Annotated in this window: 24 protein-coding genes; 12 read left to right on the plus strand and 12 right to left on the minus strand. The window is 65.8% G+C overall.

Features of this window, described 5'->3' with window-relative positions:
• Positions 1-149: 149 nt before the first annotated feature.
• Together FB466_RS03525 and FB466_RS03530 are read right to left on the minus strand one after the other, a co-directional pair.
• On the minus strand, positions 150-611 hold the full coding sequence (locus FB466_RS03525; protein WP_141915886.1) for a DUF1801 domain-containing protein: 462 nt from the start codon (positions 609-611) through the stop codon (positions 150-152).
• Positions 612-872: 261 nt separating this feature from the next.
• The gene (locus FB466_RS03530; protein WP_141915887.1) at positions 873-1,796 is read right to left on the minus strand and encodes an NAD-dependent epimerase/dehydratase family protein; all 924 of its coding nucleotides are present in this window, start codon (positions 1,794-1,796) and stop codon (positions 873-875) included.
• A 134-nt stretch (positions 1,797-1,930) separates the two neighbouring features.
• On the opposite strand from FB466_RS03530, the gene FB466_RS03535 reads away from it, so the two are divergent.
• A complete protein-coding gene (locus tag FB466_RS03535; RefSeq protein WP_141915889.1) occupies positions 1,931-2,635 on the plus strand; it encodes a TetR/AcrR family transcriptional regulator in 705 nt (234 codons plus the stop codon).
• 87 nt (positions 2,636-2,722) lie between these two features.
• The gene (locus FB466_RS03540) at positions 2,723-3,322 is read left to right on the plus strand and encodes a TetR/AcrR family transcriptional regulator (RefSeq protein WP_141915891.1); all 600 of its coding nucleotides are present in this window, start codon (positions 2,723-2,725) and stop codon (positions 3,320-3,322) included.
• A 358-nt stretch (positions 3,323-3,680) separates the two neighbouring features.
• Here FB466_RS03540 and FB466_RS03545 read toward each other — a convergent pair whose 3' ends face one another.
• Positions 3,681-4,463 carry a class I SAM-dependent methyltransferase gene (locus FB466_RS03545; RefSeq protein ID WP_141915892.1) on the minus strand — a complete coding sequence of 261 codons (783 nt, stop codon included), beginning with the start codon at positions 4,461-4,463 and terminating at the stop codon, positions 3,681-3,683.
• A gap of 124 nt (positions 4,464-4,587) precedes the next feature.
• Between FB466_RS03545 and FB466_RS03550 the strand changes: the two genes are divergently transcribed.
• From FB466_RS03550 to FB466_RS03560, 3 genes are all read left to right on the plus strand, one after another.
• Positions 4,588-5,865 (plus strand): sensor histidine kinase, encoded by a 1,278-nt coding sequence (locus FB466_RS03550; protein WP_141915894.1) that lies wholly within the window; start codon positions 4,588-4,590, stop codon positions 5,863-5,865.
• On the plus strand, positions 5,862-6,533 hold the full coding sequence (locus FB466_RS03555) for a response regulator transcription factor (RefSeq protein WP_141915896.1): 672 nt from the start codon (positions 5,862-5,864) through the stop codon (positions 6,531-6,533). The genes FB466_RS03550 and FB466_RS03555 overlap by 4 nt, the downstream gene beginning before the upstream one ends.
• Before the next feature lie 122 nt (positions 6,534-6,655).
• Positions 6,656-6,988: an SHOCT domain-containing protein gene (locus FB466_RS03560; RefSeq protein ID WP_141915897.1), complete on the plus strand. Its 333-nt coding sequence runs from the start codon at positions 6,656-6,658 to the stop codon at positions 6,986-6,988.
• A 55-nt stretch (positions 6,989-7,043) separates the two neighbouring features.
• On the opposite strand, the gene FB466_RS03565 is transcribed toward FB466_RS03560, so the two are convergent.
• The 9 genes from FB466_RS03565 to FB466_RS03605 all read right to left on the minus strand — a co-directional run bounded on the left by FB466_RS03565 (position 7,044) and on the right by FB466_RS03605 (position 15,336).
• Positions 7,044-7,823, minus strand: a complete 780-nt coding sequence (locus FB466_RS03565; protein ID WP_141915899.1) for an ABC transporter permease — start codon at positions 7,821-7,823, stop codon at positions 7,044-7,046.
• Positions 7,820-8,716, minus strand: a complete 897-nt coding sequence (locus FB466_RS03570; protein ID WP_141915901.1) for an ABC transporter ATP-binding protein — start codon at positions 8,714-8,716, stop codon at positions 7,820-7,822. Before FB466_RS03570 ends, FB466_RS03565 begins: the two co-directional genes overlap by 4 nt.
• Positions 8,713-9,069, minus strand: coding sequence for a GntR family transcriptional regulator (locus FB466_RS03575; RefSeq protein WP_141915902.1), 357 nt, complete (start codon positions 9,067-9,069; stop codon positions 8,713-8,715). Before FB466_RS03575 ends, FB466_RS03570 begins: the two co-directional genes overlap by 4 nt.
• A 91-nt stretch (positions 9,070-9,160) precedes the next feature.
• Complete coding sequence (locus FB466_RS03580; RefSeq protein WP_141915904.1) at positions 9,161-9,562, minus strand: hypothetical protein; 402 nt, start codon at positions 9,560-9,562, stop codon at positions 9,161-9,163.
• Positions 9,563-9,661: 99 nt separating this feature from the next.
• Positions 9,662-10,318 carry an ABC transporter ATP-binding protein gene (locus tag FB466_RS03585; RefSeq protein ID WP_141915905.1) on the minus strand — a complete coding sequence of 219 codons (657 nt, stop codon included), beginning with the start codon at positions 10,316-10,318 and terminating at the stop codon, positions 9,662-9,664.
• A gap of 31 nt (positions 10,319-10,349) precedes the next feature.
• Positions 10,350-11,600 carry an ABC transporter permease family protein gene (locus tag FB466_RS03590; RefSeq protein WP_141915907.1) on the minus strand — a complete coding sequence of 417 codons (1,251 nt, stop codon included), beginning with the start codon at positions 11,598-11,600 and terminating at the stop codon, positions 10,350-10,352.
• Positions 11,601-11,603: 3 nt separating this feature from the next.
• Complete coding sequence (locus FB466_RS03595) at positions 11,604-12,524, minus strand: hypothetical protein (RefSeq protein WP_141915909.1); 921 nt, start codon at positions 12,522-12,524, stop codon at positions 11,604-11,606.
• Positions 12,525-12,562: 38 nt separating this feature from the next.
• The gene (locus FB466_RS03600; RefSeq protein ID WP_246054511.1) at positions 12,563-14,422 is read right to left on the minus strand and encodes a bifunctional 3'-5' exonuclease/DNA polymerase; all 1,860 of its coding nucleotides are present in this window, start codon (positions 14,420-14,422) and stop codon (positions 12,563-12,565) included.
• A gap of 38 nt (positions 14,423-14,460) precedes the next feature.
• Entirely contained in the window at positions 14,461-15,336 is an 876-nt protein-coding gene (locus FB466_RS03605; RefSeq protein WP_141915910.1) for a hypothetical protein, read from the minus strand.
• Between the two features lie 230 nt (positions 15,337-15,566).
• Between FB466_RS03605 and FB466_RS03610 the strand changes: the two genes are divergently transcribed.
• From FB466_RS03610 to FB466_RS03640, 7 genes are all read left to right on the plus strand, one after another.
• Positions 15,567-16,160, plus strand: coding sequence for an RNA polymerase sigma factor (locus FB466_RS03610; protein WP_141915912.1), 594 nt, complete (start codon positions 15,567-15,569; stop codon positions 16,158-16,160).
• Positions 16,126-17,217 carry a CU044_5270 family protein gene (locus FB466_RS03615; protein WP_141915914.1) on the plus strand — a complete coding sequence of 364 codons (1,092 nt, stop codon included), beginning with the start codon at positions 16,126-16,128 and terminating at the stop codon, positions 17,215-17,217. The genes FB466_RS03610 and FB466_RS03615 overlap by 35 nt, the downstream gene beginning before the upstream one ends.
• A 334-nt stretch (positions 17,218-17,551) precedes the next feature.
• Entirely contained in the window at positions 17,552-19,456 is a 1,905-nt protein-coding gene (gene phoA / locus FB466_RS03620) for an alkaline phosphatase (protein ID WP_246054512.1), read from the plus strand.
• 173 nt (positions 19,457-19,629) lie between these two features.
• Complete coding sequence (locus FB466_RS03625) at positions 19,630-20,157, plus strand: PadR family transcriptional regulator (protein ID WP_141915917.1); 528 nt, start codon at positions 19,630-19,632, stop codon at positions 20,155-20,157.
• A complete protein-coding gene (locus FB466_RS03630) occupies positions 20,154-20,906 on the plus strand; it encodes an ABC transporter ATP-binding protein (RefSeq protein WP_141915918.1) in 753 nt (250 codons plus the stop codon). Before FB466_RS03625 ends, FB466_RS03630 begins: the two co-directional genes overlap by 4 nt.
• Positions 20,903-23,107 (plus strand): FtsX-like permease family protein, encoded by a 2,205-nt coding sequence (locus FB466_RS03635; RefSeq protein WP_141915920.1) that lies wholly within the window; start codon positions 20,903-20,905, stop codon positions 23,105-23,107. The genes FB466_RS03630 and FB466_RS03635 overlap by 4 nt, the downstream gene beginning before the upstream one ends.
• Positions 23,108-23,533: 426 nt before the next feature.
• The gene (locus tag FB466_RS03640) at positions 23,534-24,424 is read left to right on the plus strand and encodes a LysR family substrate-binding domain-containing protein (RefSeq protein WP_170206004.1); all 891 of its coding nucleotides are present in this window, start codon (positions 23,534-23,536) and stop codon (positions 24,422-24,424) included.
• The last annotated feature ends 11 nt before the right edge of the window (positions 24,425-24,435 follow it).

Below are 24,435 nucleotides of genomic sequence, written 5' to 3' on the forward strand. Positions count from 1 at the left end.
GGCAGCGGGTCGGTGCCCGTGCGGGCACAGGAGAGGAGCCCGCTCCCACGCGGCACGCCGCCTCCCCCCTCCGGGGAAAGACGGCGGCTGATCGCGCGGGTTCAACGGGCTCTCGCGGGCACCATCACCACACGACAGGGAAGAGCGAGCTAGGCCGTGCGGACGGGCCGGGTGGCGTCGTAGCGCGCCAGGTAGTCATCCATTCCGATGCGCCCCGCCAGTTCACCGATGAGGTCGAAGGGGATTCGGCTCATATTGGTGAATCGGATGCAGCTCTTACCCATATTGAGCTTAAAACCGGTCTCTGCGTAGGCCCGCTCAAACCAGCTCAACTCGTCCGGGTCTGCGTACAGACCCATGTCATACACCGCAATGTGGTTCTTCTGGCTGGCCAGATTGAGAAACGGAACCGGTAGCGCGGGGTCAGCGTGATACCCGTGCGGGTAGGCGCTGAAGGGCACCACCCAGCCCGGCATCCCGTAAATCATGCGCTCCTCGAAGCGCGGGTCTATCTGGGCGCGGATAACCGTCAATAAACGCTCGACGGGTTGCTGTCGTTCAGTGGGCAGCGCATCCAGATAGTCGTCAATAGTTGACAACGATGATTGCAATTATTACTCCCTCCCGAGCCACAGAATACCCCGACAGAGGCCGCGTGGCGAGACCTTTCTCGGATGTTTCGAGCGGCTCACGGGGCAGCCCTCCCGCCTCCCACCCAGCGCTCCGAGGCAGCGTTAATCGCTTTATCCCCGATGGGGACGGCATTTAAACCGAGAATCTGGTGTGAATTGTGTGCGTACGTCCCCGTAACCCCACGCCATATTTCTTTCCACCCGCGAGCGGCTGCCACGGTTCACCGCAAGCCACCCCCACTACTCGGTGCGATACGACGCAACGGTTGCCGCAAGCACCTCGGACCACGGCGTCGCCGAGACCCCCAGCTCACGCTCTGTCTCGGTTGAGTCCAATAGAAACGGAGCCTCAAACTGGTAACTGCTGCGCGCCACCTCACGCAAGTTGCCACTGACCAGGCCCGCCGCGCGCAGCAGCCCGCGCGGGAGGCGGGCAACCCGGCCCGCGCATCCGTAGGCCTCGTTGATCTCCCGGGCGATCTCGACGCGGGTCCGCGTGGTACTCGGCACGACCCAGGCGCGGCCCCAGTGCGAGTCGGCCGTGGCGTCGGCCGCCGCGATCAGGGTTGCGGCGATGTCGGGCAGGTAGCTCCACGCGTGCGGCTCGGTGGGCGAACCCACCACCCGCGCGGTCTTCGAGGCGAGCAGCGCCGCAAAGAAGTCGCGGCCCAGGTGGGCTGTCGCCCCTGCGTACGGCCCCACATAGTCACTTGCGCGCACCTCCACGGCGCGCACTTCGCCGCGATCCTGGGCCGCCCGGATGCGCCGCCACCCCTCCGCCCGAATCTCGCCCTTCCCCTCGGCCGGCTGAAACGGCGTGTGCTCGGTCATGGGCTGTTCGGCACGGCCGTAACCGTAGAGGTTACCCATCACCACGAGCCGAGCACCCGTGGCCCGTGCGGCCGCAATGGCGGCGGCGAAGATGGGCGGCCACTGTGCGGCCCAGTCGGCGTAGGGCGGGTTGGTGCATAGGAAGATCGTCTGCGCTCCCGCGGCCGCATCGATCAGCCCGTCCGCATCGGAGGCATCCCGGGCGAGCGCCGCGGTGCCGGGCAGCTCGGTTCCGCGGCGGGTCACCAGGGTGATGGTGTCGCCGCGGGCGACAAGCTGTCGGGTGAGTTCGGTACCGATTAATCCGGCGCCCAGAACGAGGTGCGGTGCCATAGGGTGCTCCTAAAAGTGAAGATCATATTTTAGAGAGCGGCGCTCTCACAAGAATAGTAGCCCCCTCCTGGAGCAACTTCAAGAGCACCGCTCTCTCGTTTTGATTTGCGCGGGCCCCCGCCCATAATGGGGCTATGACATCGGCAGGCGACGCGGGCAAGACCACCCGACAGCTCCACCGGGAACGAACGGAGGCCGAACTCCTCACCATCGCCCGCCGCCACCTGGGCGAGGTCGGTGCCGCCGGGCTCTCGCTGCGCGCCATCGCCCGCGAGATGGGGCTCGTCTCCTCGGCGGTCTACCGCTACTTCCCCAGCCGAGACGCGCTCCTCACCACCCTCATTCTGGAGGCCTACAACGAGCTCGGTTCTCACGTTGAGTCGGCCGAAATATGCGTTGACCGGGTAAATTACCGGGGAAGATTCACGGCATCCGCTCTGGCCATGCGCGAGTGGGCGCTCGATAACCGCCACCGCTACGCCCTCATCTACGGGTCGCCGGTACCCGGCTACGCGGCCCCCACGGATACGGTAGCGGCCGCCGCCCGGGTGGGCCTGGTCCTCGTGGGGGTACTGAGTGACGCTCTCCGGGCCGGACACGCGGCCACGCTGACACCGGCGCTAGAGACCGCATCCCCCGCCGTCGCGGAGCTCAGCTCTATCCTGGCCGCCGGATTGCCGCCGCACCTTCTCGCCCTCGGCGTCGAATCCTGGACTCGCCTGCACGGGGTTATCTCCTTCGAGGTTTTTGGCCAGTACAACAGGATGGTCCTGGACACGGAATCCTTCTACGCACTGGTGATTGACGAGGTTCTGAGTCGCCTCAACCTGCCGCGATAACCCGGCACGACCCCGAGGAGACCCCCGCGGATGGCCTAAACTGAGGGCCTTATTAGTTTGGACCCCCAGACAAACTTAGGAGACCGTATGCCCAAAGTGATCGACCATGACCAACGACGACGGGACATCCTTCAGGTCACCTGGAGCCTCATTACGGAGGGCGGGCTTGAGGTGGCCACCATGCGCGAAATCGCACGCCGGGCCGGCTTCGCCAACGGGGCGCTCAAACACTACTTTCCCGGCAAAGATGACATCATCCTGGGCACCTACCAGATGGCGCTCGACTTCATGAACGACCACGTGCTCAGCACGGTCGGCGACCGGCGCGGTATCGCGGCGCTCGAGACCATGTGCCTCACCGTCCTCCCCCTCGACGCGGAGGGAGCCTCCGCCAGCCGCGTGCTGCTCTCCTTCTGGGAGCGCGCCGTCTCCAGCCCGCCGCTGCACGATGTATACCTGGAACATCTGGCCACCTGGCGCGGCAGCCTCGCACGCTACCTTCAGGAGGGACGCGAGGACGGCGATATCCGCACCGACCGGCCGGATGCCGAGCTGATCGACGAGATTATGGTCACGGCCATCGGGGCCACCGTGATGAGTCTCGTGGCCCCCAGCCTGTACTCGCCCGAGCTACAGCGACAACACGTGACCGCCCTGCTGCGGCAACTGGGGCAATCAGGAGCCTGAGGGCACCGAGCGGACAGGTTGGAACCCGTTAATCTTCGACTCCTCGCATATCCATCAGGCGCTCGTGAGGATCATAAACTGGCCCCGAAGATCGATTGCATCGCCCTCTCCCTCCACCGCCGCCAGAACAATCGCCCCGGGTGACTTTTCCTCACACATCGACGATAGTTTCCTCGTATTCTGCACAAAATCCCCCCACAAGAGAACGTGGCAGCGGATACCACCGGTACGGCTGCCCCAAACGCTGGGGAGTAATCCTTTCACGGACGGTACGCGCTTCTAACGGGTACGGCTCGTGTGCAGGCAGCCACGACAGGATGCCGCTCAGGGAAACTCCATTGAGGCAGTTTGACCTCCACTACTCCCCCGGCAGCGCCGTAATGAGCACAAGCGAACCGTCAAAGAACGCCTGCCTGCGCAACCAGCCGTACCGCTCATCCCAGGTACCGCTATCCAGATCAACCCGCAGGGTACGCTCAAACCGCTCGTGCACCTGCGGCCCCACAAAGCTCCACGCCGAGTTGGCCCGGCGGGCACCCGGGTCAAGCAGCAACTCGGGCCGACCGTAGTACGCCTCGCCAAAGCGGTCAACGCAGTGCAACGGGATGGGCACCGGCCGGATGCTCGTGTCGCCACCCAGCAGCTCGGCGACACGTCGCGGACTCGGGTACCGACTGGCCTCCGCCTCGATCACCTCGGGAGCGTAGTCGTTCAGCCAGAAGCGACCGAGCAGATCGGGGTCGCAGGTGAGGATCACGACGGGGCCGCGGGTTACCCGGCGCAGTTCGGCGAGGCCCGCCTCCAGGTCGCCCCACTGGTGCACAGAGAAGGTGGTCATGGCGGCGTCAAACTCGTTATCCGCAAACGGCAGGTCCTCCACATACGCGTTAATCGCGGCCATGAGGTGCGGCGGCCGCTGGGCACGCATGGTTTCGGAAGGCTCGACGGGTGTCACCTCGCGCTCAACCGGCTCGTAGGAGCCCGCACCGGCCCCCACGTTGAGCACGGTTCGCGACCCGGAAAGGGCCTCGGATATCGCCCGCTGGATCGCCGGTTCGGGCTGGCGGTAGGCCCGGTATCCGCCACCAATCTCGCCGTAGTCTACGTCCCCTGCACTGCCGTCCACCCGCACGCCGCTCATAGGGGCAGCGTACCCCGGCGCTCAGTAAGACCGGGCTGACTCCCCGGGCCGGCGCGGGTTGCCCGGGCCGGCCCGACACCCCGGGCGGCGCGCCGAGGCTCATCACCCTCTGTAGTATTCATCTATGACAGCGCGAAACGAGACCCCCCGCGGCCTCCGCGGCGCTGCCCACTGGGGCTCCGGCGAGGCCGCCGAGCATCCCTGGGGCCCGCCCGGACCGGGCTGGGGGCACGGCTACCGCGGAGAGGGACCCCCCTTCCGCCCGCCCTCGGCTATCACGCTGTGGCTGCCGGTCATCGTGTCGCTGCTCGTGCAGGTACCCGCTACCCTCTTTGTGACGCTGCACCACGGGCTCGCACCCGCGGGGCTCGTGGCCATTCTGCTGGCCGCGGTCGGCCCGTTGGCCCTGCTGGGCATCCGTCGCTGGCCCGGACCGACCGCCCTCGTGGTGCTCCTGATCGCGTCGGCGAGTGTCCTGCTGGTGGACCAGGCCGGGCCGCCGCTCGTATCGGTGGCGTTTGCGATTGTGCTGGGCAGCGCCCGCGGGGCTCAGCTGTGGGTTGTGGGGGCCATGGGCCTGCTGTGGGTGGGCACACTCGCCCTCGGCATGACCCTGGAACGCGACTGGGATCCGTGGCGCATCGCCACCACCACCCTGGTACTCGCGTTCTGCGCCGTCGCCGGAAACTTTGTCCGCACCCGGGGCGAGCGGTTCCGTGAGTTGCGGGCCGCGGCCGAGCAGCGCCGCCAGACCGCCGAACAGACCGAGCGGGTGCGCATCGCACGCGAATTACACGATGTGCTCGCGCACTCCCTCTCCCAGATCAACGTGCAGGCCAGCGTGGGCCTGCACCTCATGGACCGGCAACCCGATAAGGCGGCCGAGGCTCTCCACAACATCAAGACCACGAGCAAAACCGCACTCGATGACGTCCGCGAGGTTCTCGGGATGCTGCGCACCGGCGACGACCCCGGCCACGCCCCGCTGCGCCCCCAGGAGGGGATCGCCGACGTGGCCGAGCTCGTAGCGGGGATGGAGCAGGCCGGGGTGAGCGTGACGCTCCACGACGATACGGCAACAACGGCCTCCGCCCCGGTACAGTTTGCGATCTACCGCATCGTGCAGGAGTCGCTCACCAATGTGGTGCGGCACTCGGCCGCGACCCGTGTGAGTATTACGCTGCACGAGGTGGGCGACCTGATCGAGCTGACGGTCACCGACAACGGGAAGGGCCCCGGCGAGGGCGGGGAGCCCGGCGGCGGCCTCACGGGGATGCGCGAGCGCGCCGAACTCGTGGGCGGCACCTTCTCGGCGGGAGCTGATCCGGACTCCGACACGACCGACCCCCGCGCCAGCGGCTTCGTCGTCTCCGCGCGCCTTCCGCTGCGAGGCAAGCCGTGATTCGCGTTGCCCTGGCCGACGATCAACACCTGATCCGGGCGGGTTTTCGCGCCCTCCTCGATGCCGAACCCGACTTCACCGTGGTGGGCGAGGCCGCCACGGGCGAGGCGGCCGTGGCCCTCACGCGGGCCGAACGCCCCGACGTGATCCTGATGGATATTCGGATGCCCGGCGGCGACGGTCTCTGGGCCACCGAACAGATCGTGGGCGACCCACACCTCGCGGGCACGCGCATCATCATCGTGACCACGTTTGAGCTGGACGAGTACGTCGCCCGCGCGATCCGCGGTGGGGCGAGCGGGTTTCTCGTGAAGGACACCGAACCGGTCGAGCTGATCCGGGCCGTGCGCGTGGTCGCCGACGGCGACGCCCTCCTCTCCCCCGGGGTGACCCGCCGCCTCCTGGAGCGGGTGTCGGTGGGCCTCAGCGACACCCCGGATGCGGCCGAGCTCGCCGCCCTCACCGAGCGGGAGCGCGAGGTGCTGGTGCTCGTCGGCGAGGGCCTCACCAACGACGAGATTGCGGCGCGGCTGGTGCTCAGTCCGCTGACGGCCAAGACGCACGTGTCGCGCATCATGAACAAGCTGGGTGCCCGCGACCGGGTGCGACTCGTGGTCATCGCCTACGAGTCGGGGCTAGTCACCCCCGGGTGGACGCGGGAGGCGTAGCACCGTCGGCCCTACTCCCCCGGGTGTAGCCGAGGTGTCTCCCCGGCGCGGATGCGCGGGGCTGGCGGGTCGAGCATCCTGGATATATCGGCCCACACCGGCCGAGACGAAAGGATTCACCCATGCTCACCACACTGACCGCGGCCACGGTTGCCGCACACGCTGGACCCGGCTGGGGAGCCGGGTTCGGCTGGCTCTTCTTCCTGATCCCGCTCTTCTGGATCGGGCTCGTTGCGCTGATCATCGGCCTGGCCACGCGCCACCGCCACGCTGCCTGGCGCGAGGCCGGCTTCCCGGCAGGCCCGGGCGGCCGCGGCATCGGCCCGCACGGCTTCGGCCCCGGCTGGAACGGAACCCGCTCCGCTGAGGCGACCCTCGCGGAGCGCTTCGCCCAGGGGGACATTGACGAGGTGGAGTACCGCGCCCGGCTGGAGGTGCTGCGGGCCAACCGCTAGGGGGTAGCGGCCGGGGAGCCCACGATCGTGGGCTCCCCGGCCGCACCCGTATCCGTTAGCCCCTCGGCGTCGCCCGGCGCAGGATGAAGAACCCGGCGAGGGCCGCAATCGCGGTAATCACGAGGCTCCAGGTGTACGAGCCGAGGAATCCCCAGTGCACGAAGAACCCGGCAAAGGTGCCCCAGTTGTTGGTGAGGCCGATGAGGGCAGCCACCCCCACGAGGAGCAGCGCGACGACGCAGGCGAGGATGGTCACCCCCGTGGCCTTCCAGCGCACAAACACCGTGGCAATCACCGCGCCCACGAAGAAGAAGAACAGGAAAAGCACGAAGAAAATCCACAGGTTAGCGAGGAAACCGCCGTCGCCAAAGTAGACCGCCCTGAAGATGTGACCGTTCAGACCCCAGCCGTCTGTGGCCTTCTCCGCCGCCGCGAGAATGGCGAGGGCCACCGCGTACATCGCCGAGAGCAGCACGAAGGTGAGCGCACTGCCCAGGTAGAAGTCGCGGCGGGTCGCCCCGAAGCCGAGGGCAAACGAGAAGGTGAGGTTCATGGCCATGATGGCAACAACCATCATGTAGATGAAGATGTACAGCGACCCGCCGTTGATCTCCACGCCCCCGCCCCCGCTCGCCTCGGAGGCGATGACCTCCGGCCCCAGGGACAGCGACAAGATCCACCAGATCACCAGGTTGGCGATGAAGATAATGCCCATGATGATCCAAGGCCAGATGACGATGGTCCAGGGGTTGACGAGTTGCAGCCGCACAACCGACAGGATGCGGGCGAAGGCCCCGGTCGTTTCCGCCCGGTGGGTGATGCTGGGGGTACTCATGCGCTCTGCTCCAATTCTGTGGGAATGCCGCTGGTCCGATCAACCACCAGCTGTTGCAGGGAGACGGGTGCGAGTTCCAGGCCCGCCGCAGCCGCAGCCGCCCGGTCACTCTCACTCAGGCCCGTGACCGTCACGGTGGAGAGTCCGCCCAGCCCTGAGCGGTGCAGCACGTCGCGGTCGGCCACGAATCCGTCCACGGCGGCGCGCGCGCCCACAATGGTGGTGGCGCTGCCGCGCAGGGTCTCGGCATCCTCGTCAATCAGGATGCGACCCTCGTCGATCACGAGTACGTGCTCCAGAAGGGCGCTGACCTCGTCGATCAGGTGGGTGGAGAGAATGACGGTGCGCGGATACTCGGCGTAGTCCGCCAGGAGGCGGTCGTAGAAGGTCTGCCGGGCCACGGCATCCAGGCCCAGGTAGGGCTCGTCAAAGAACGTGATCGGCGCGCGCGAGGCGAGCCCCGCGATCACGCCGATGGCGGACAGCTGCCCGCGGGACAGTTTCTTCACCCGGCGGTCCAGTGGCACACGGAAGTCTTCGATGAGGCGGGCGGCAAAGTCGGCATCCCACCCGGCGAAGAACCAGGGCGCGCTCCGAAACACGTGTTTGACTTTAAAGTCGTCCGGGTACTTCTGGCTCTCCTTGATAAACGAGACCCGACTGAGTACGTGTGCGTTCTCGACCGGGTGTTCCCCCCACACCCGGATGCTGCCACTCGTGGCAAACTCCTGGCCGGTGAGCAATTGCATGAGCGTGGTCTTGCCAGCACCGTTGCGGCCCAGCAATCCGTAGATCTTGTTCTCGGTCACGCTCAACGTGACGTTGTTGACGGCGGTCACCTGGCCAAAACGTTTGGTGAGGCCGTCTACCTGAATAACGGGTGTGCCGGTCATCGCACGCCCTCCTTCGCTATCATCTCGGCCAGCTGCTGTGAGCTGATGCCGAGCTTGGACGCCTCGGCGAGCAGCGGGCGGAGGTACTCTGCCTGAAACTGCTCCCTGCGCTGGGTGATGAGGCGCTGACGCGCCCCCGGGGCCACAAACATCCCGATTCCTCTCTTCTTGTAGAGGATGCCCTCCTCGACGAGTCGGCCGACGCCCTTGAGCGCCGTGGCCGGGTTGATGCGGTAAAACGCCGCAAACTCGTTGGTGGAGGGAACCTGGGATTCCTCGGCCATTCGACCGGCCAGGATGTCGTTTTTGATCTGCTCGGCAATCTGCACGAAGATCGGTCTCGACTCGTCCACGGGTTCCTCCTCTCAACCAACCCATGTTCATGAGTTAGTTAGTCATGTAACTAACTAACCAGGTTAAAGAGATACTGTCAAGCCCGCACGCTCATGACCCCGCCAGCGCAAAAGCCGCCACCTCCAGCAGCAGGTAGACGCACACCAGAAGCCCCATGCTCGCCCCCCACCTCCGGCGGATGCCCGAGAGAAGCGCCATCACGAGGCCGCCACCCCACAGCAGAATAAGGGCCGACACCCCCATAAAGACCACGGTCGTCTGCACGGCAGAAGAGCAGATCAGATCGGTATCGCCGCTGTAACAGGAGTCCGAGGACAACGCGAGCGCCAGCATGGTGGGCACAAACAACACGAAACCGATGGCACTCAGCACGAGCGCGAGGATCACGCGGGCGACGACCTTCCCGGTGGGGAGCCGATCCGGGTTCGGCTGTGCCCCGACGGAGGGGGGCGGGGTGGAGGGGCCAGAGGGGTCAGCGGCGGGGACGTTCATGCGCTCAGCGTAGCGCGGTCGGGGCCACAGCCCCGGTGCGGCTAACGCGCCCGTTCCACCCCGTATCCGAAACCACCGCACCCACCCACCGTTGCACCCTCATTCCTGCGGAACGAGTTTTTTGTCGCTGAGCATCAACCTGCTCTGGCACCACCCGGCAACCCGCTCGTTGTGTGTGGTGACGATGAGTGTGTGGCCCTCGCTTTCTAGCCGGGAAAACACACTCAGTATGTGGTTCTCCGTCTCTTCATCCAGCGCCCCCGTCGGTTCATCCGCCAAGATAACCCGGGGATTTTTCACCAGAGCTCGGGCGATAGCAACTCGCTGAGCCTCCCCACCGGATAGCTGGGTGATGCTCTTCTTCTCAAACTTTTCGAGCTGCACGAGAGCGAGACACTCCTTCGCGCGAGCAATGCTCTTTTTCCCAGAGAAACCGAGTAAGACGTTCTGCACAACATTTCGATCACTCAATAGGTGATAACTCTGAGTAACGATCCCAATATTCTCACGACGATATCGCGCCATCGTTGCGCCGTTCTTCAACAATGGTTCACCTTCGAAGAAATATTTTCCCTGATATCGCGTATCGAGACCGGCAAGAATCTTGAGGAGCGTTGACTTACCCGATCCGCTTCTCCCCAGAATCGCAACAGAGCTATGCGCGGGCGACAGACTGAAATTCAGCGATCGGAAAAGATCTCTTCTCAGACCGTTCGGCTCAACAACAACCTTATCAACATCTTCTAGCCGAATCATGGGTCCTAGAAAGCCTTTCCCGCATCATCATTCAGATATTTACCCAGCACATATCTTTGGTGCAATAAATCGCACCCAAAAACATGAGCATGAAAAACAAAGAGTTCATTAAAATAAATTCGTTTTTATTCGGCAAGGCCACAAATGCCAGCCAGAAAATAAGAAATGCAAGCGCGTACTCGATGGTGGAATACCACAAAAACTCCCGCATAATTTCTTCGCGGCTACGTCCCAGAAGCCAGTACACCAGGCCGCCCTCCCATCGCCGAACAAGAATCCCTCGATTAATAAAGAATGTGACGCAGATAACACCTATTCCCATGGCCAAAATAATCGACAGGAGAAGCGTATAGTTATCTTCAATAATGCTCTTCGTGAGCGACATCTGAACCAGGTATGTCGGCACGTCGATCAACGTGTAGTCGTAGAACCCGGTGTCGCGAGAAATAGCCTGAAGGTCTTCGATCAGTTGCGCCGAACTCAGGTCTTTCCGTGCAACCAGATCGCCATTAATCATGGCAAACGAGAGGATTCCCTGGAAGAACTGCTCCTCGTCGGTGATGCCCCGCAGCGTATCCGGATAGGGAATAAGGATGTAGCTATCCAAGTAGTGATTTATTTCATTCTTGTAGAAAATCGAAGAACCGGGCTCAAGGAAACCGGCGACCCTGAGGTTGAGGGTTTTGAAGTAAAAATTTCCCTGGATCACATCGCCCACCCGGTACAGGTTTGCGTAGTTGCTACCCAACAGGATAGGAACCTCAGACCCCGAGTAATCTATTTCTTTCCACGGTATCTCTTGGCCCCCCTCTGTCCGAATCTTATAAAACTCGAACGCGTTCTTATTCATTTGAATAGATTTAACATTCTGAGCCTGCGCCCCGAAATCCTCATCAAAATATTTTCCCTGCACGGACATCTCTGTTCCATACCCGTAGTCATAGGTTTCATCCCCACGAAAATCTTTCACCGGGAGCGGTTGGTCAAATATCGAGAGAAAAGTAAATTGACCTCCGTCGTTGAGCGCGTTATAGAAGGATCCCAGCTTATCGAGTTCGTTTTTCGATTCTCTGAATTCCGAGAATTCATCGGCCTCCACCAGGGTGTCCGTCAGAGTGTAGAGGTTAACCTCACTATCACTCGAGAAGCTCTGGTTTATTGCCGCATCAGTTTCCTGCGAAAAACTCAGAAAGTTGTAAAAAGCGAGAAAGAACAGACTAAAAACGAGTGACTTTGCGACAATGAGGGGAAAATTCTTCCGCATATCGAAGATAATTCCCACGGTCTATGCTCCCGTAACGTTCTTCACGAAAGAAAAACCAAATGCGGTGAGCACAGTGCACAGCTGCACACAGAACCCGCTCAACACAACCCCCACCGGAAAGGTGACCTGGAACAAGACGCTCCAGGCACTCACGATCACAAACGCCACAGCCGCGACAAGGAGAGTAACCTCTCCTGCACGCCGAAGAAATACCGCACGATGAGTGGCTCCCTGCAGGTGTTGAACGCCATTCTGCCCCGCGGAATAGCGACCCACCAGCAGTCCTGTCGAAATGCACCCCAGAACAACAAGAAGCAGACCGAACCCTTTCAACAGGGGCGAGACGAGGTCAACATTCGTTCTTTTATTAGTTCCGCCGTCGCGTAGGGCAACGTTTTCTGAACCGTACACCGACACGAAAGCGTTATGCACGCCAGACCCATCGAGAATATATGGCTCATCTGCACCCGAACCGAAGAGAGCTGGGTCATTCAGTATGACATTTTTTTCAAGCAGACTCTTCGTTTCACGACCCAGGTGGCCAATAACCTCATAACGTTTTTCCTGAAAAATATAGTATTCTATTCCGCCGTCATAGGTCGTGACAACCTCGGCCCCCACGAGCGCTTTCTGAGATTCACCCTCGATAAAGCTTCGACCGCTGTGCAGGGGAAAGTTCACCCGAGAAGAATCTCGCATGAATATATTGCGAATATCCCCGTCCTCCGAGAGATTCGTGTAAATTTTCAGGTCCTGAACGTTGTCAAGACGTGCCGATATATCTGTAAAACTCCCCCGCACTTCAATACTCTCTGCCGTGTACAGCTTGTTTCCCTCACGAGTGATAGCCTCCTGCCGAACGCCGTAGACGTGTAGCGCCGACAGGAGAAACGAAAAGAGCAGCAGCAGGAAAACGATTGCACCCGATTGTCGTAGCGTCATTTAAGTCCTTGACCGTGCCGATTAGTGTGCCCCACACCCTACCCCTTCGCCGCCGCGTAGTCCCCCGCCACCATCGCCTGCACCGGAAACTCCACCGGGAACCCCCCAAAAAGCAGCCGCCCCGCATCCGCCGCGGCCGCGTGCACCGCCGCGACCACCTCCTCGGCGCACCCCACGGGCGTGTGCACCATCACCTCATCGTGCAGGAAGTAGACCAGGTGGGGGCGGGCCTCCGGCGAGCCCATCTCGGCCAGGCGAGTGCGCAGACCCGCCATCCAACACATCGCCCACTCGGCGGCCGAGCCCTGGCAGACAAAGTTTCTCGTGAAACGCCCCCAGCTGCGCGCCTGCTGCATCGCCCTCTCACGCTGCGGGCCGGTGACCCCGCCGTCGGTGTCGAGCACGGCATCCACCCACCACTGGTCGTCGGGCCGGGGCGAGCTGCGGCCCAGCCAGGTGGTCACCACTCCACCCTTCTCCCCCACCCGCGCGGCCTCGGCCACGAACTGAATCGCGGCCGGGTAGGCGCGTGTGAGCCGCGGCATCAGCGCGGCGCTCTGCCCCGTGGTAGATCCGTACAGTGCACCGAGAATCCCCACCTTGGCATGATCGCGGGTATCCACCACCCCCTGATCGACAAGCGCCTGGTAGAGGTCCTGCCCGCGCCCGGCCTCCGCCATGCGCAGATCGCCGGAGAGGGCCGAGAGGATGCGCGGCTCCAGCTGGGCCGCATCTGCCACCACCAGCGTCCACCCCGGGTCTGCCACAACCGCACCGCGCACGGTGCCCGGTAGTTGCAGCGCCCCGCCGCCCTTCGCCGCCCACCGGCCCGTCACCACGCCACCCACCACGTACTCGGGGTGGAACCGACCATCCCGCACCCAGGTATCGAGCCAGGCCCACCCGTTGGCGGTGTACAGCCGCGACATCTTCTTGTACGCCAGCAGGGGTGCCACCACCGGATGATCCACCCCGCGCAGCTCCCACTTACTGGTGCTCGTCACCGACAGCCCGGCCCGGCGCAGCGCCCTGAGGAGGTCCGGCTGCGAGTCCGGGTTGAACGTGGGGTTACCCACCGCACGCCGGATCTCCTGCACCAGCGCCTCCATTTTTACCGGCCTGCCGCCGAAACGGGGCCGCTCACCCAGCGCCTCGGTGAGGATATGGTCGTGCAGATCCGCCCGCCACGGGATGCCGTGGAACCGCATCTCGGCGGCAATCAGTGCCCCAGCCGACTCCACCGCAACCAGCAGCCCGAGCCGCCCCGGCTCCTCGCTGGCCGCGAGCGCCGCACGCTGCCGACGGAACTCCCGGAGTGACTCGTCCTCGCCGTGCGGGTCTCGGGCGGGCTGGCGCTTGTTCGCCACCCGGGTGACATACGCACCAATCTGCCGCCCGGCGGCACCCTGAGCGGCACTCTGAGCAGCACTCTGAGCGTTCGAGGGCAGCCCGGAATCCCCCGGCCCGGCATCCGGCCCACCGACCCCGGACCCTCTCTCGGCCCCGGCACCACCGCCCCACCCGTCCGTGTCGTCGAGGTCGTCAAAGAGCGTGTTGGCGGTCGGTGCCCGCTCGGGCACCGGGTCATCCCACGCCGAATGCGGGGCGTGCGCGAGCGGGCTGCCCGCCGTCCAGGCGGAGTGGCGCAGGATGGCGTGGCTGAGCCGCAGGTCGTGGCAGCGCTGCACCCGGATACCCCGCTCCAAGAGGGGCGGATACCAGTGCGCCGTATCGTCCCACACCCAGCGCACGGTGTCGTCGGTGAGGGCATCCACCGCATCCGGAAACTCGGCGGCGGGTACCGTGTGGCTGTCGAACACCCGGCCCGTGGCATCCACCTGCCAGAGCACCACACGACCGCGCGCGGTCGGGGGTGCGGAAACGAGAATGTACACCATCCCATTGTCGCGCACGGTACCGACACCGGCCCGGTCGGCTACCCTCCGGCGATAATCGTCGCCACCTCGGCCAGGAACACGTCCTTCGCGGCCCGGGCCTCGACGAGTTCTGCCGAGTGCTGTTCGATCTGCTGGGCCTGGTACTGGGCCACCACATCCGCCTGGCGCTGCACCGAGCCGGTGGAGGCGGCACAGCCCGCCTGGATACCGGCGATGCGCTTACCCTCCGCGGCCTCCTCGGTGCTGTCCTCAATCTGGGGACGGCCGTCCTCCACCGTGATCGTGAGACCAGCATCCCGCAGACACAGTTCCTGGTCGTGCAGGGCCTCGCTCGTGCGGGGATCGGCGGCCGCGCCCCCCGTGGCGATCTGGTGGATGCTCCCCACCACCCCCGAGCTGTCCCGGGTCAGGGCGTCCTGGGCGGCGATCCACTCCATCATCGTCTGGTTACACGCGTCAACAGCCGTGTCGTAGCGGGGATCGCCGAAGGTGGGCACGTCAATCCCCATCGCTTCTTCGCGCGGGTCGGGCGGCACGGCGTAGCCCTGCTCGGCCGCGAGCTCCGTGGCCCAGAAGCCGAATTGTCGGTCATCCATCGGCCGCACCGAGGACCAGTCGGCCCGCGCGGCAGCGTAGGAGTAGCCGCTCAGGGAGAGGCAGGAGTCCAGCTGAATGGAGTAGGCCTGGTCCGCCCGAATCTGCTCGGCATCGGTGAGGGTGTACTCGTCGAGGGGCAGCGTGATGCTGTAGTCCGCGTTGAGCGTGGCCGTCACCCCCTCAAAGCCGCTCAGGGTACCGGAGGGGGCCGCCGCGGTGCCGGGGGCGGAGGGAGCCGCCGCGCATCCACCCAGGGCGAGAATCCCGCCGAGAAGGATGCCGAGAGGAACGGCGCGATTCATATTTTTCTTGGGCATAGTGTGTCCTAACGCTTACGCTGAGCGGGAACGACCGACTCAGCGAGATAGAGGCGGCACGAGACAGCCGCCAGGGGTGACCGGATGACCTCCGGGTGTGAACACAAACGCTGGCACCGGATAACACGGTAACACACCGAAACCCGCTCGCCACCGGGGTTTCGGTGTCGGGCAGGGATATCCCGGCAACACGTTATGAACCATTTCGCCAGCAGAGAGCAATACCTACTGTGAACACAGACAGCGACATCATCAGACAGTCGGAGCACCTTCCGACGGCTTTTGGTGAACTCTACGATAGGCACGCCTCTCACCTGTTCCGCTACGCGGCGGGACGGGTGGGCAGCTCGGCGGCCGAGGACGTGGTGGGCGACACCTTCCTCACCGCGTTTGAACGCCGAGCCACCTTTGATCACGAGTGGGAAAACGCGCGACCCTGGCTTTTTGGGATCACGACAACTCTCATCCGCAAGCACCGGCGAATGGAGGCGCAGAATTTCCGTTCCGTGGCCTCCGCAACGGCGTTTGTGATCAACGACGACCGCGTCGGGGAGGTATCAGATCGCATCGACGCCGAGCGGAACATCCGGGCACTCACGAAAACACTCACCCGGATGGCCGCCGCTGATCGCGACACCCTGCTCCTGTACGCCTGGGGCGACCTCACCTACGAGGACATCGCCCTCGCGCTCTCGGTTCCCGTGGGAACCGTGCGCTCACGACTCAACCGGGCACGCCGCACCCTGCGCGCGTCCCTCAGCCCCGAACACAGTGCCCAGGAGGTAGATCATGGACGAACTCACCCTGCTCCGCAAAATGCATGACACCGCGGATGACCCCACCGCCGACCAGCTGCGCGCCGGAAAGGCCCGACTCATGCTGGAGATTGCAACCAGCGGCCAGCGCACCGCCGCCGCCACCTCCCGTCGGCGCAGGCTGCGCCGCGGCCTCACCCTCGGGATCGCCGCGACGAGCGTCGCCGCGCTGGCGACCGTTGTGATGATCGCCGCGGATGTGGTCGGGCCCACCCGGGCACCGGATGGCACCGCCATCAGCTCCGGGGCATCCGCCGCGGCCGCCGAGGTGCTGCACAACGCCGCCCTCGCCAGCATGAAGATGAGTGACCCGGTACTGACCCCCGGGCAGTACCTGCGGATCGAGATGGCACAAAGCTACCTGATGATGATGGGGCCGGAGAACACCACCGATGAGGCTCCCGACATCAATCTCATGACCGCCGTGCTGCAGAGCAGCACAGATAATCAGTACGTGCCAGCCGACACCTCCGGCGAGTGGGTGTGGGTGCGACCACCCATGCAGCCGGTGACGTTCTTTGGGGAGCACGCCGAAGAGGACTACGCCGCACAGACGCCGTCCACGGAGACCGAGATCGTGCGCGGCCTGGGCGGCGACTACTACGCCGGGCAGCAACTCGAACCTGACGCAGAAAGGTACGATTCCCTCGCCGGAATGGCCAAGCTTCCCCGCGACCCGCAGGCGCTGCTCGACCACCTCTACCTGCTGGCCGGCGACGCGGGCACCGGCCCCGATGCCGAGGCATTTGTCCTCATAAACGATGTGCTGCGCACGGGGATGGCACCCGCGGACCTGCGGGCGGCGCTCTTCGAGGCGGCTGCGCTCATCCCGGGCGTGGAGATCACCGAGGACTCCGCCACCGTCAACGGCCGCACGGGGGTGGCCATCGCCCGGGTGGACACCACCCGCGACGAGCGTAGCGACGTCATCATCGACCCCGACACGGGGATGGTCATCGGCGAGCGCACGGTCAGCCTGAAGGGGTGGGGCCCGATCCCCGCCGGGACGGTGACCGGATGGACCTCGGTGACCACCACCGTGGTGGACGGTCTGCCCCCGCTGTAACCGGCTGAGCCCACGGGCCCGTCGGCGAGTGCCCCCGCGCTCGCCGACGGGCCCTCCCCTGCCGATCCGCCCGACTCGCCTTCCATCGACCCGCCCCACCGATCCGACACTGTGGGTGAAAAAACCTCACAAGACCGAGAAATAAACGTCGATGTGTGAGGAAAAGTCACCCGGGGTGGGGGCTGGTGTCGAGTACCGTGCCGGGCCATCGCCGCACAGTTCACCCCGCACACACCGTCGAGACTCGTGTCCGTAACTCGGCGTTTGCTTCGGGCAGATGGTCTGGGGACCGGTGCCGACACACGGTCGGCCACGATCCTCAGGAGTGACACAGGTGAAGAGTTCAACCTCCCCCCGAGTGCGGAGCGTCCGCCGCGTGGCAACGGGATGCGCCGCCGCGGCCATCGCCACCACCGTACTTTTTTCTCCCAGCGCCGCGTTTGCCGAGACCGCCGACAACGGCGGGGCCCAGCGCAACGATGGTGACAACACGGTGCCGCTGCGCTCCGCCATCGTGGACGGACCGGCCACAAACGTGATCCTCCTGATCGGTGACGGGATGGGCGACAGCGAGATCACGATCGCTCGCAACTACGCCTACGGTGCGGCCGGTCAGCTGCCCGGCATCGACGCCCTGCCGCTCACCGGGCAGTACACCACCTACTCGCTGTACAAGGACGGCGCACGCAAGGGCAAGCCCGACTACGTACCAGACTCGGCCGCAACCGGTTCGGCCTGGGCCACGGGTACCAAGACCTACGACAACGCCGTCTCGGTGGACATCAACGGTGCCCCCCAACAGACTCTGCTCGAGCTGGCCAAGGCGAATGGACTGCGCACGGGCAATGTGAGCACGGCCGAGATTCAGGATGCCACCCCGGCTGTCCAGGTGGCCCACGTAGCCTCCCGCAGCTGCTACGGCCCCGACAGCGCCTCCTGCGGTGCGGACGCCCTCGCGGCGGGCGGGCTCGGTTCCATCAGCGAACAGTTGCTGGATACCCGACCCGACGTCACCCTGGGCGGCGGCTCGGCATCCTTCACCCAGACGGCGAAGGCCGGGGACTGGTCGGGCAAGACCCTGTTTGAGCAGGCGGAGGGGCGGGGTTACCAGGTAGTCAAGACGGCCGCGGACCTCGCGGGTGTCACGGCGGCCAACCAGGAGGCTCCCGTGCTGGGGCTCTTCACCCCCGGCAATTTCCCCACCCGCTTCGCGGCAACAACGGCAACCGTCGGCGGGGCCAACACGCCCGTCAGTTGCGCGGCCAACCCCGACCGGCTCGGCACCGACCTCTCACTCGCGAGCCTCACGAACTCGGCCATTGATCTGCTGAACTCCCCGGCGGAGAGCTCGAAGGGCTTCTTCCTTCAGGTGGAGGGTGCGAGCATCGACAAGCGCGACCACAGCGCGGATGCCTGCGGCCAGATCGGCGAAACCATCGACCTGGATGAGGCGGTGCGCGCCGCCCTCGACTTTGCCGAGAAAGACGGCAACACCCTGGTGATCGTCACGGCCGACCACGCCCACACCAGTCAGATCGTGGACAGCACCCCGCCCACGAGCCTGAGCACCGCCGTCACCACGCTGGAGGGATCGGTCATGAAGATCTCCTACGGCACCGGGGCGGCTGGCGGCTCCCAGCAGCACACCGGCGCGCAGTTGCGCGTGGCCGGCTACGGCCCGGGAGCAGCCAACGTGGTGGGCCTGATCGACCAGACCGACAACTTCTTCACGATTGCCAACGCCCTGCGCCTCAACCGTGACACCGCGGCCCTCAGCGCGGGGGCGAAGGCCACCCTGCCCAAGACCGTCTTCGCCCCCGGTGAGACGTTTGATGCGGCGCTCACGGGTCTCGCGGGCGACCGTCAGATCACCGGCGTGGTCGCCTCCGAGCCGGTTGCGGTGCCTAAAACGGATGTCCTGGCTGGCTCAGCGACCATCCCACTGACCGCCCCCACCGAGCTCGGCGAGCACACCGTGACCCTCACCGGTTCGCAGACCGGCACAATCGTTACGGCCCGGTTCACGGTCACGGCCGATGGCCAGCCGCTGCCGGGCGGGGCCACCGGCACGGGCGGCGCGACGGGCAACGCGGGCGGCTTAGCCTCCGCGGTGAATGGCGCTCTCGCCTCAACCGGGGCAGCGGTGTTCCCGATCCTCGGGGCGGCCGCGCTCGCTCTGCTGGCCGGGGGTACTGCACTGTACCGGCGCCGACACAACAGGCCAATCCCGCGCGCTTGAGACGGTTCAGTTCTGGGTGTACTAGCGCGCTCGCGGTTGTGACCGGTGTGGCGGATGCTCGTCAGCGAGCATCCGCCACACTTTTATCACCGCACCCGTCACACTATTTCCCTGAGATCTAGGGAAATTTTCCCTATACACACTACGTATACTCGCAGTGTATAGTGGGTTCTATGGACAACACCCTCACCCTCCTCGGCCTACTGGGCACCCGGCCCAGCCACGGCTACGACCTCAAGCACAGCTACGACCGCTACTTCGGGGCGCAGAAGCCCCTCGCCTTCGGCCAGGTGTATGCCACCCTGGCTCGCCTCATCAAAAACGGGCTCATCCTCACCCTGGGCGAGGAGAGCGGAGCAGGCCCCGACCGCAAACGTTACGAGGTCACAGAGGCCGGTCGCAGTCGGCTAGTTGAGTGGATGTTCACCCCGGATATCCCCGCAGCCACCCTGCAAAGCAACCTCTTTGCCAAAACCGTCATCGCCCTGCTGCTCGGCGACGACGCCGAGCGCCTGCTCGACGTGCAGCGCGCCGAACACATGAGCCGGATGCGCGAACTCACGGCCGCCAAACGCGGCGCCACCCTGATGAACGTGCTGATGTGCGATCACGCCCTGTTCCACATCGAGGCCGACCTGCGCTGGATCGACCTCACCGCTGCCCGTCTGAACGAATTGCGCGAGCAGGTGAGAGCGGCGTGAGCACCGCCATCGCCACAACCACCGTCCCCACACCGCACACCGCGGTGCTCCTCTCCGCCCGCGGCCTCCGCGTAACCTTCGGCCACACCGAGGCTCTGCGCGGGGTTGACCTCGACATCAACACGGGCGAGGTCATCGCCGTGATGGGCCCCTCCGGTTCCGGCAAATCCACCCTGCTGCACGCCCTCGCCGGTGTCATCGTGCCCGACGCTGGCACGGTCTCCTACGGCTCAACCCCCGCCGAGACCGTGGAGATCTGTGCCCTCGACGAGACCGCGCGAGCACGCCTACGACTCACCGACTTTGGCTTCGTTTTCCAGTTTGGCCAGCTACTACCCGACCTCTCGGCTATCGACAATGTGAGCATCCCCCTCCTCCTCGGCGGGATGCGACGCAAGGATGCCCTCCGCCAGGCCCGCACCTGGCTGGGCCGTCTGGGGCTGGCCGAGCAGGCCAACCAGCGGCCCACCGAGCTCTCGGGCGGGCAGGCGCAGCGCGTCGCCATCGCACGGGCGCTCGTCACGGGTCCGCGCGTGCTCTTCGCCGACGAACCCACCGGGTCGCTCGACTCGCTCGCCGCCGAAAACGTGATGGTACTTCTCACCGATGTGGCCCGGGAGACGGGTACCACCGTCCTCATCATCACCCATGACGCGCGCACGGCATCCTACGCCGACCGTGAGATCATCGTGCGGGATGGCCGGGTCACCGCCGGTTTCGCGCTCTCCGCCTCCGTGGCCGGCTCATGAGTCTCGCACTGACCCGTCTCGTGGCGGCGGGCACCCGCGGGGCCCGGCTGCGGCTCGTCGGGATTGCGGCGGGGGTCGGCATCGGGGTCACGCTATTCCTCCTGCTGTGGGGCGCCTTCAACGGGTTACAGGACCGGGAAGAACGATCATCCTGGACCGCCCTCGCCGTGGCCGGAGACCCCGTCGCCGTGGGGAGTACACCCGCGCCCACCCGAGACACGGTACTCGTCTCCTCCCCCACCGAACGCTTCGACGGCACCGTCATCACCCGCCTGGATATCGCGGCCACCTCAGACTCCACCGTCACGGTTCCCGGGATTTCTCGCCCGCCCGCGGCCGGCACCTACTACGCCTCACCGGCACTGGCGGAACTGATTGACTCCGTCCCAGCGAACCAGCTGGGCGAGCGCTTCGGCACCCGCATCGGCCTCATCTCGGACACGGCGCTCGCCAGCCCCGACTCCCTCGTGGTTGTCACCGGGCAGCCCGCGGCACGGATGACCGGCGCGGTGATGACCTTCGCCATCAGCGATTTCCCCACCCTGTCGTTTGGTGGCAGAGCGACCTACCAGACCCTCGCCGTCGTGGGCGGCATCGCCATCCTGCTCCCCGTCCTCCTCCTCGTGGGCATCGTGACCGACCTGGGGGCCGCCGAGCGCAGGGAACGCTTTGCCACCCTGCGGCTCCTCGGGGCCACGCCGGGGGTGGTGGCCCGGATCGCGATGGGCGAGACCGCCCTCACCAGCCTCACGGGCGCGCTCCTCGGCGTGCTCCTGGCCTGGCTGGTGCGGCCCCTCGCCGCGCTGCTGCCCATCAACGAGGGCACATTTTTTGTCGCCGACCTCGCCGTCCCGCCCGTCGCCGTGATCGCCGCCGTCACGCTCACCGTGCTCGCCACGAGCCTGACCGCCGGGTACCGCACCTACCGCGCGGGGGTGGGTCCACTCGGAGTGACCCGGCAACAGCGCGAGCGACGGCCACGGGTCGTCGCGCTCGTGCCGCTGACGGTGGGGTTCCTCGGGATGCTCGGGGTCACCGTCTGTACCCTCGCAGATATCCAGGTTCCCCTGTTTAGCACGCTCCTGATCGGCGGTTTTATTCTTACCGCCGTGGGGCTGGTTCTCGCGGGGCCGTACCTCACCTACCGGGTGAGCCGGGTGGCTGCGCGCCGCGCGCGCGGTGCCGCCGGCGTGATCGCGCTCGCGCGCATCACCGCCACGCCGCGGGCAACGTTTCGGGCGGTCAGCGGCCTGCTCATCGCACTGTTTGTGGTCACCGTCTTCACCGCGGCGGTCACCTCGGTTGACGCCTCGGTTGACGCCTCGGTTGGCCCCGGCTCCCCCGGCGGGGGCGAAGAGAACGCCCTCCCCGCGGGCACCCTACTCGCCGGCCTGGACTCGACGGCCGCGACAGACTTCGACGAGAGCCGGGCACTCCTCACGGCAACGGAGGGCGTGCGGGGTGTGGCCCTGGCCTACTCCCTGACCAACTGGGAGGGGGTCATCCTGAGTGGCTCGGATGCCGCCACCCTCGGTCTCCTCCCCAGCGGCGCAGCGGGGTACGTGTCCATCGACAACTCCTACATCAATGTCCGCAGCGCGGGGGAGGCACCGCCCCGGGTCACCGAGGCACCGACGGTGAACCCGGACGACCTCGAACCCTGGGTGATGCTCATCCTGACCGACGGCACCGTCGCCGCCCAGGAACGCGCCCGCACCACCGCGGAGACCGGGCAGATCACCCTGATGGGCGCGCCCGCCTCCGTGGCGGAGAATCAGGGCGGCAGCGTCGCGACCCTGATGCGGGGGTTTACCACTATGGCCCACCTCGGCGTGCTCATCGCGACACTCATCTCGACCGTGTCGCTCGCGGTATCGACGACGGCGAGTATCCTCGACCGGCGGCGCTCGCTCGGCCTGCTGCGCCTGATGGGGATGCCCGTGCCCACCCTGCGCCGGATCATCCTGGGCGAAGCGGCGCTCCCGTTCCTCACCGTGGTGGGCGGCAGCATTCTGCTCGGCGTGGGGGTTGCGTGGTCGCTCATCACCACGCTGACCTACGGCAAGCGGGTGCTCTCCTGGCCCGAGCCCTCGGCCTACATCGTGTTGGGGGTGAGCCTGCTGCTCGCCCTCACCGCGGTACTCGCCACGTTCCGCACGGCGCGGGCGCACACGGCGGTCTCGGTGACCCGCTTCGAGTAGTCGGGCGGAGGCGGCACCCCACACAGTGGACTGCCCTCCTCCCCCGGCAGCGCCCGGGGTGAGGAGGGCTAGTGATTAAGACTGTAGGGGCACTAGCTAGGCATATGCTATGCGCCAGATCAGAGGATGCTGCGGGATCACGCGCCCCGACGGATCGCGCCCGTGGCCGTGCCCGTCGAGCGGCGGCACACCCCGCACACGATGGACTGGCCCCGATCCAGCCCAGGGGGGTGGGCCGGATCGGGGCCAGTACCCTGAGGCTAGGCGATCTCCCGTGTATTTGGCTGTGCGCGGGATCACAGGATGCTGAGCTACCGGCCCGCACACCAGCGGATACGCCGCGACTGTTAGTCTGGGCACTCCGCAGCCCCCGCGGCGCGGAGCCCGACACCCCGGTACCACGCCGCCGACCCATCAAGGACCATCGTGACCGACGCCGAACATCCCGAAGCCCCCGGCCTATCCGACGACGGCACCGATACGCCCGAGCGGACCGCAGCCGACACTCTCGACGTCAATGACCCAGAACCAGCCGAGCCGCCCGCGCTCACCGTCGCGTTTGCGCGCGGCGTGGTACCCACCAAGTGGTTCCGCGTGTGGCACGAGCGCTACCCCCGGCTGCGGCTGGGCTCGTTCCGCACCGACAGCGCCGAGCAGGTGGAGGTGCTGCGGGATGGCCGGGCCCGGCTGAGCATCATCCGCCTCCCCGCCGACACCCACGATCTCCACGTCATCCCCCTGTACGAGGAGAAGGCCGTGGTGCTGGCCCCGCGTGAGCACCCGGTCGAGGCGCTTGCCGAGGTGACGGTCGCCGACCTGGTGGGCCTCCCCCTGCTGCCCAACCCGGATGCCCTCGCCGACTGGCCCGCACCCACCATCACCCCGCACACCGGCGGGTACGGCCCCGGCACCATCGAGGACACCATCGAGCTCGTCGCCGCAGGCCTCGGCCTGCTCGTCGTGCCGCACTCAATCGCACGCCTGCACTCGCGTAAAGATGTCATTGCCCGCCCGCTCGTGGGGGTGGCGGATACCCGCGTTGGCCTGGCCTGGCGAGAGGAGGACGACGACCCGATGATCGAGGACTTCATCGGCGTGGTGCGCGGCCGCTCAGCCCGCAGCTCACGCGGCAATGCGGAGGCCGAGGCGCGCGCCGCCGCGGAGCGGGCCGCCGCGGAGCGGGCCGCCGCCGAGGCCCAGGCGGCCACGCAGAAAAAGCGGGCGCAGCAAACCCCGAAGAAGAAGCCAGGCACCCACGTCAGCCCGCGCCAACCGCGCACCTCAAACGGCCGCTCGCAGAAACGCGGGCGGCGCTAGTCACCGCGCCG

This window comes from Klugiella xanthotipulae, from assembly GCF_006716695.1.
Taxonomy (GTDB): domain Bacteria; phylum Actinomycetota; class Actinomycetes; order Actinomycetales; family Microbacteriaceae; genus Klugiella; species Klugiella xanthotipulae.

Excerpts from the sequence above, each read along its gene's own strand:
- FB466_RS03540 (WP_141915891.1), top strand. The coding sequence starts at position 2,723 with ATGCCCAAAGTGATCGACCATGACCAACGACGACGGGACATCCTTCAG.
- FB466_RS03585 (WP_141915905.1), bottom strand. The coding sequence starts at position 10,318 with ATGATTCGGCTAGAAGATGTTGATAAGGTTGTTGTTGAGCCGAACGGT.
- FB466_RS03580 (WP_141915904.1), bottom strand. The coding sequence starts at position 9,562 with ATGAACGTCCCCGCCGCTGACCCCTCTGGCCCCTCCACCCCGCCCCCC.
- FB466_RS03605 (WP_141915910.1), bottom strand. The coding sequence starts at position 15,336 with ATGCCCAAGAAAAATATGAATCGCGCCGTTCCTCTCGGCATCCTTCTC.
- FB466_RS03635 (WP_141915920.1), top strand. The coding sequence starts at position 20,903 with ATGAGTCTCGCACTGACCCGTCTCGTGGCGGCGGGCACCCGCGGGGCC.
- FB466_RS03565 (WP_141915899.1), bottom strand. The coding sequence starts at position 7,823 with ATGAGTACCCCCAGCATCACCCACCGGGCGGAAACGACCGGGGCCTTC.
- FB466_RS03600 (WP_246054511.1), bottom strand. The coding sequence starts at position 14,422 with ATGGTGTACATTCTCGTTTCCGCACCCCCGACCGCGCGCGGTCGTGTG.
- FB466_RS03595 (WP_141915909.1), bottom strand. The coding sequence starts at position 12,524 with ATGACGCTACGACAATCGGGTGCAATCGTTTTCCTGCTGCTGCTCTTT.
- FB466_RS03560 (WP_141915897.1), top strand. The coding sequence starts at position 6,656 with ATGCTCACCACACTGACCGCGGCCACGGTTGCCGCACACGCTGGACCC.
- FB466_RS03545 (WP_141915892.1), bottom strand. The coding sequence starts at position 4,463 with ATGAGCGGCGTGCGGGTGGACGGCAGTGCAGGGGACGTAGACTACGGC.
- FB466_RS03530 (WP_141915887.1), bottom strand. The coding sequence starts at position 1,796 with ATGGCACCGCACCTCGTTCTGGGCGCCGGATTAATCGGTACCGAACTC.
- FB466_RS03615 (WP_141915914.1), top strand. The coding sequence starts at position 16,126 with ATGGACGAACTCACCCTGCTCCGCAAAATGCATGACACCGCGGATGAC.
- FB466_RS03535 (WP_141915889.1), top strand. The coding sequence starts at position 1,931 with ATGACATCGGCAGGCGACGCGGGCAAGACCACCCGACAGCTCCACCGG.
- FB466_RS03570 (WP_141915901.1), bottom strand. The coding sequence starts at position 8,716 with ATGACCGGCACACCCGTTATTCAGGTAGACGGCCTCACCAAACGTTTT.
- FB466_RS03550 (WP_141915894.1), top strand. The coding sequence starts at position 4,588 with ATGACAGCGCGAAACGAGACCCCCCGCGGCCTCCGCGGCGCTGCCCAC.
- FB466_RS03625 (WP_141915917.1), top strand. The coding sequence starts at position 19,630 with ATGGACAACACCCTCACCCTCCTCGGCCTACTGGGCACCCGGCCCAGC.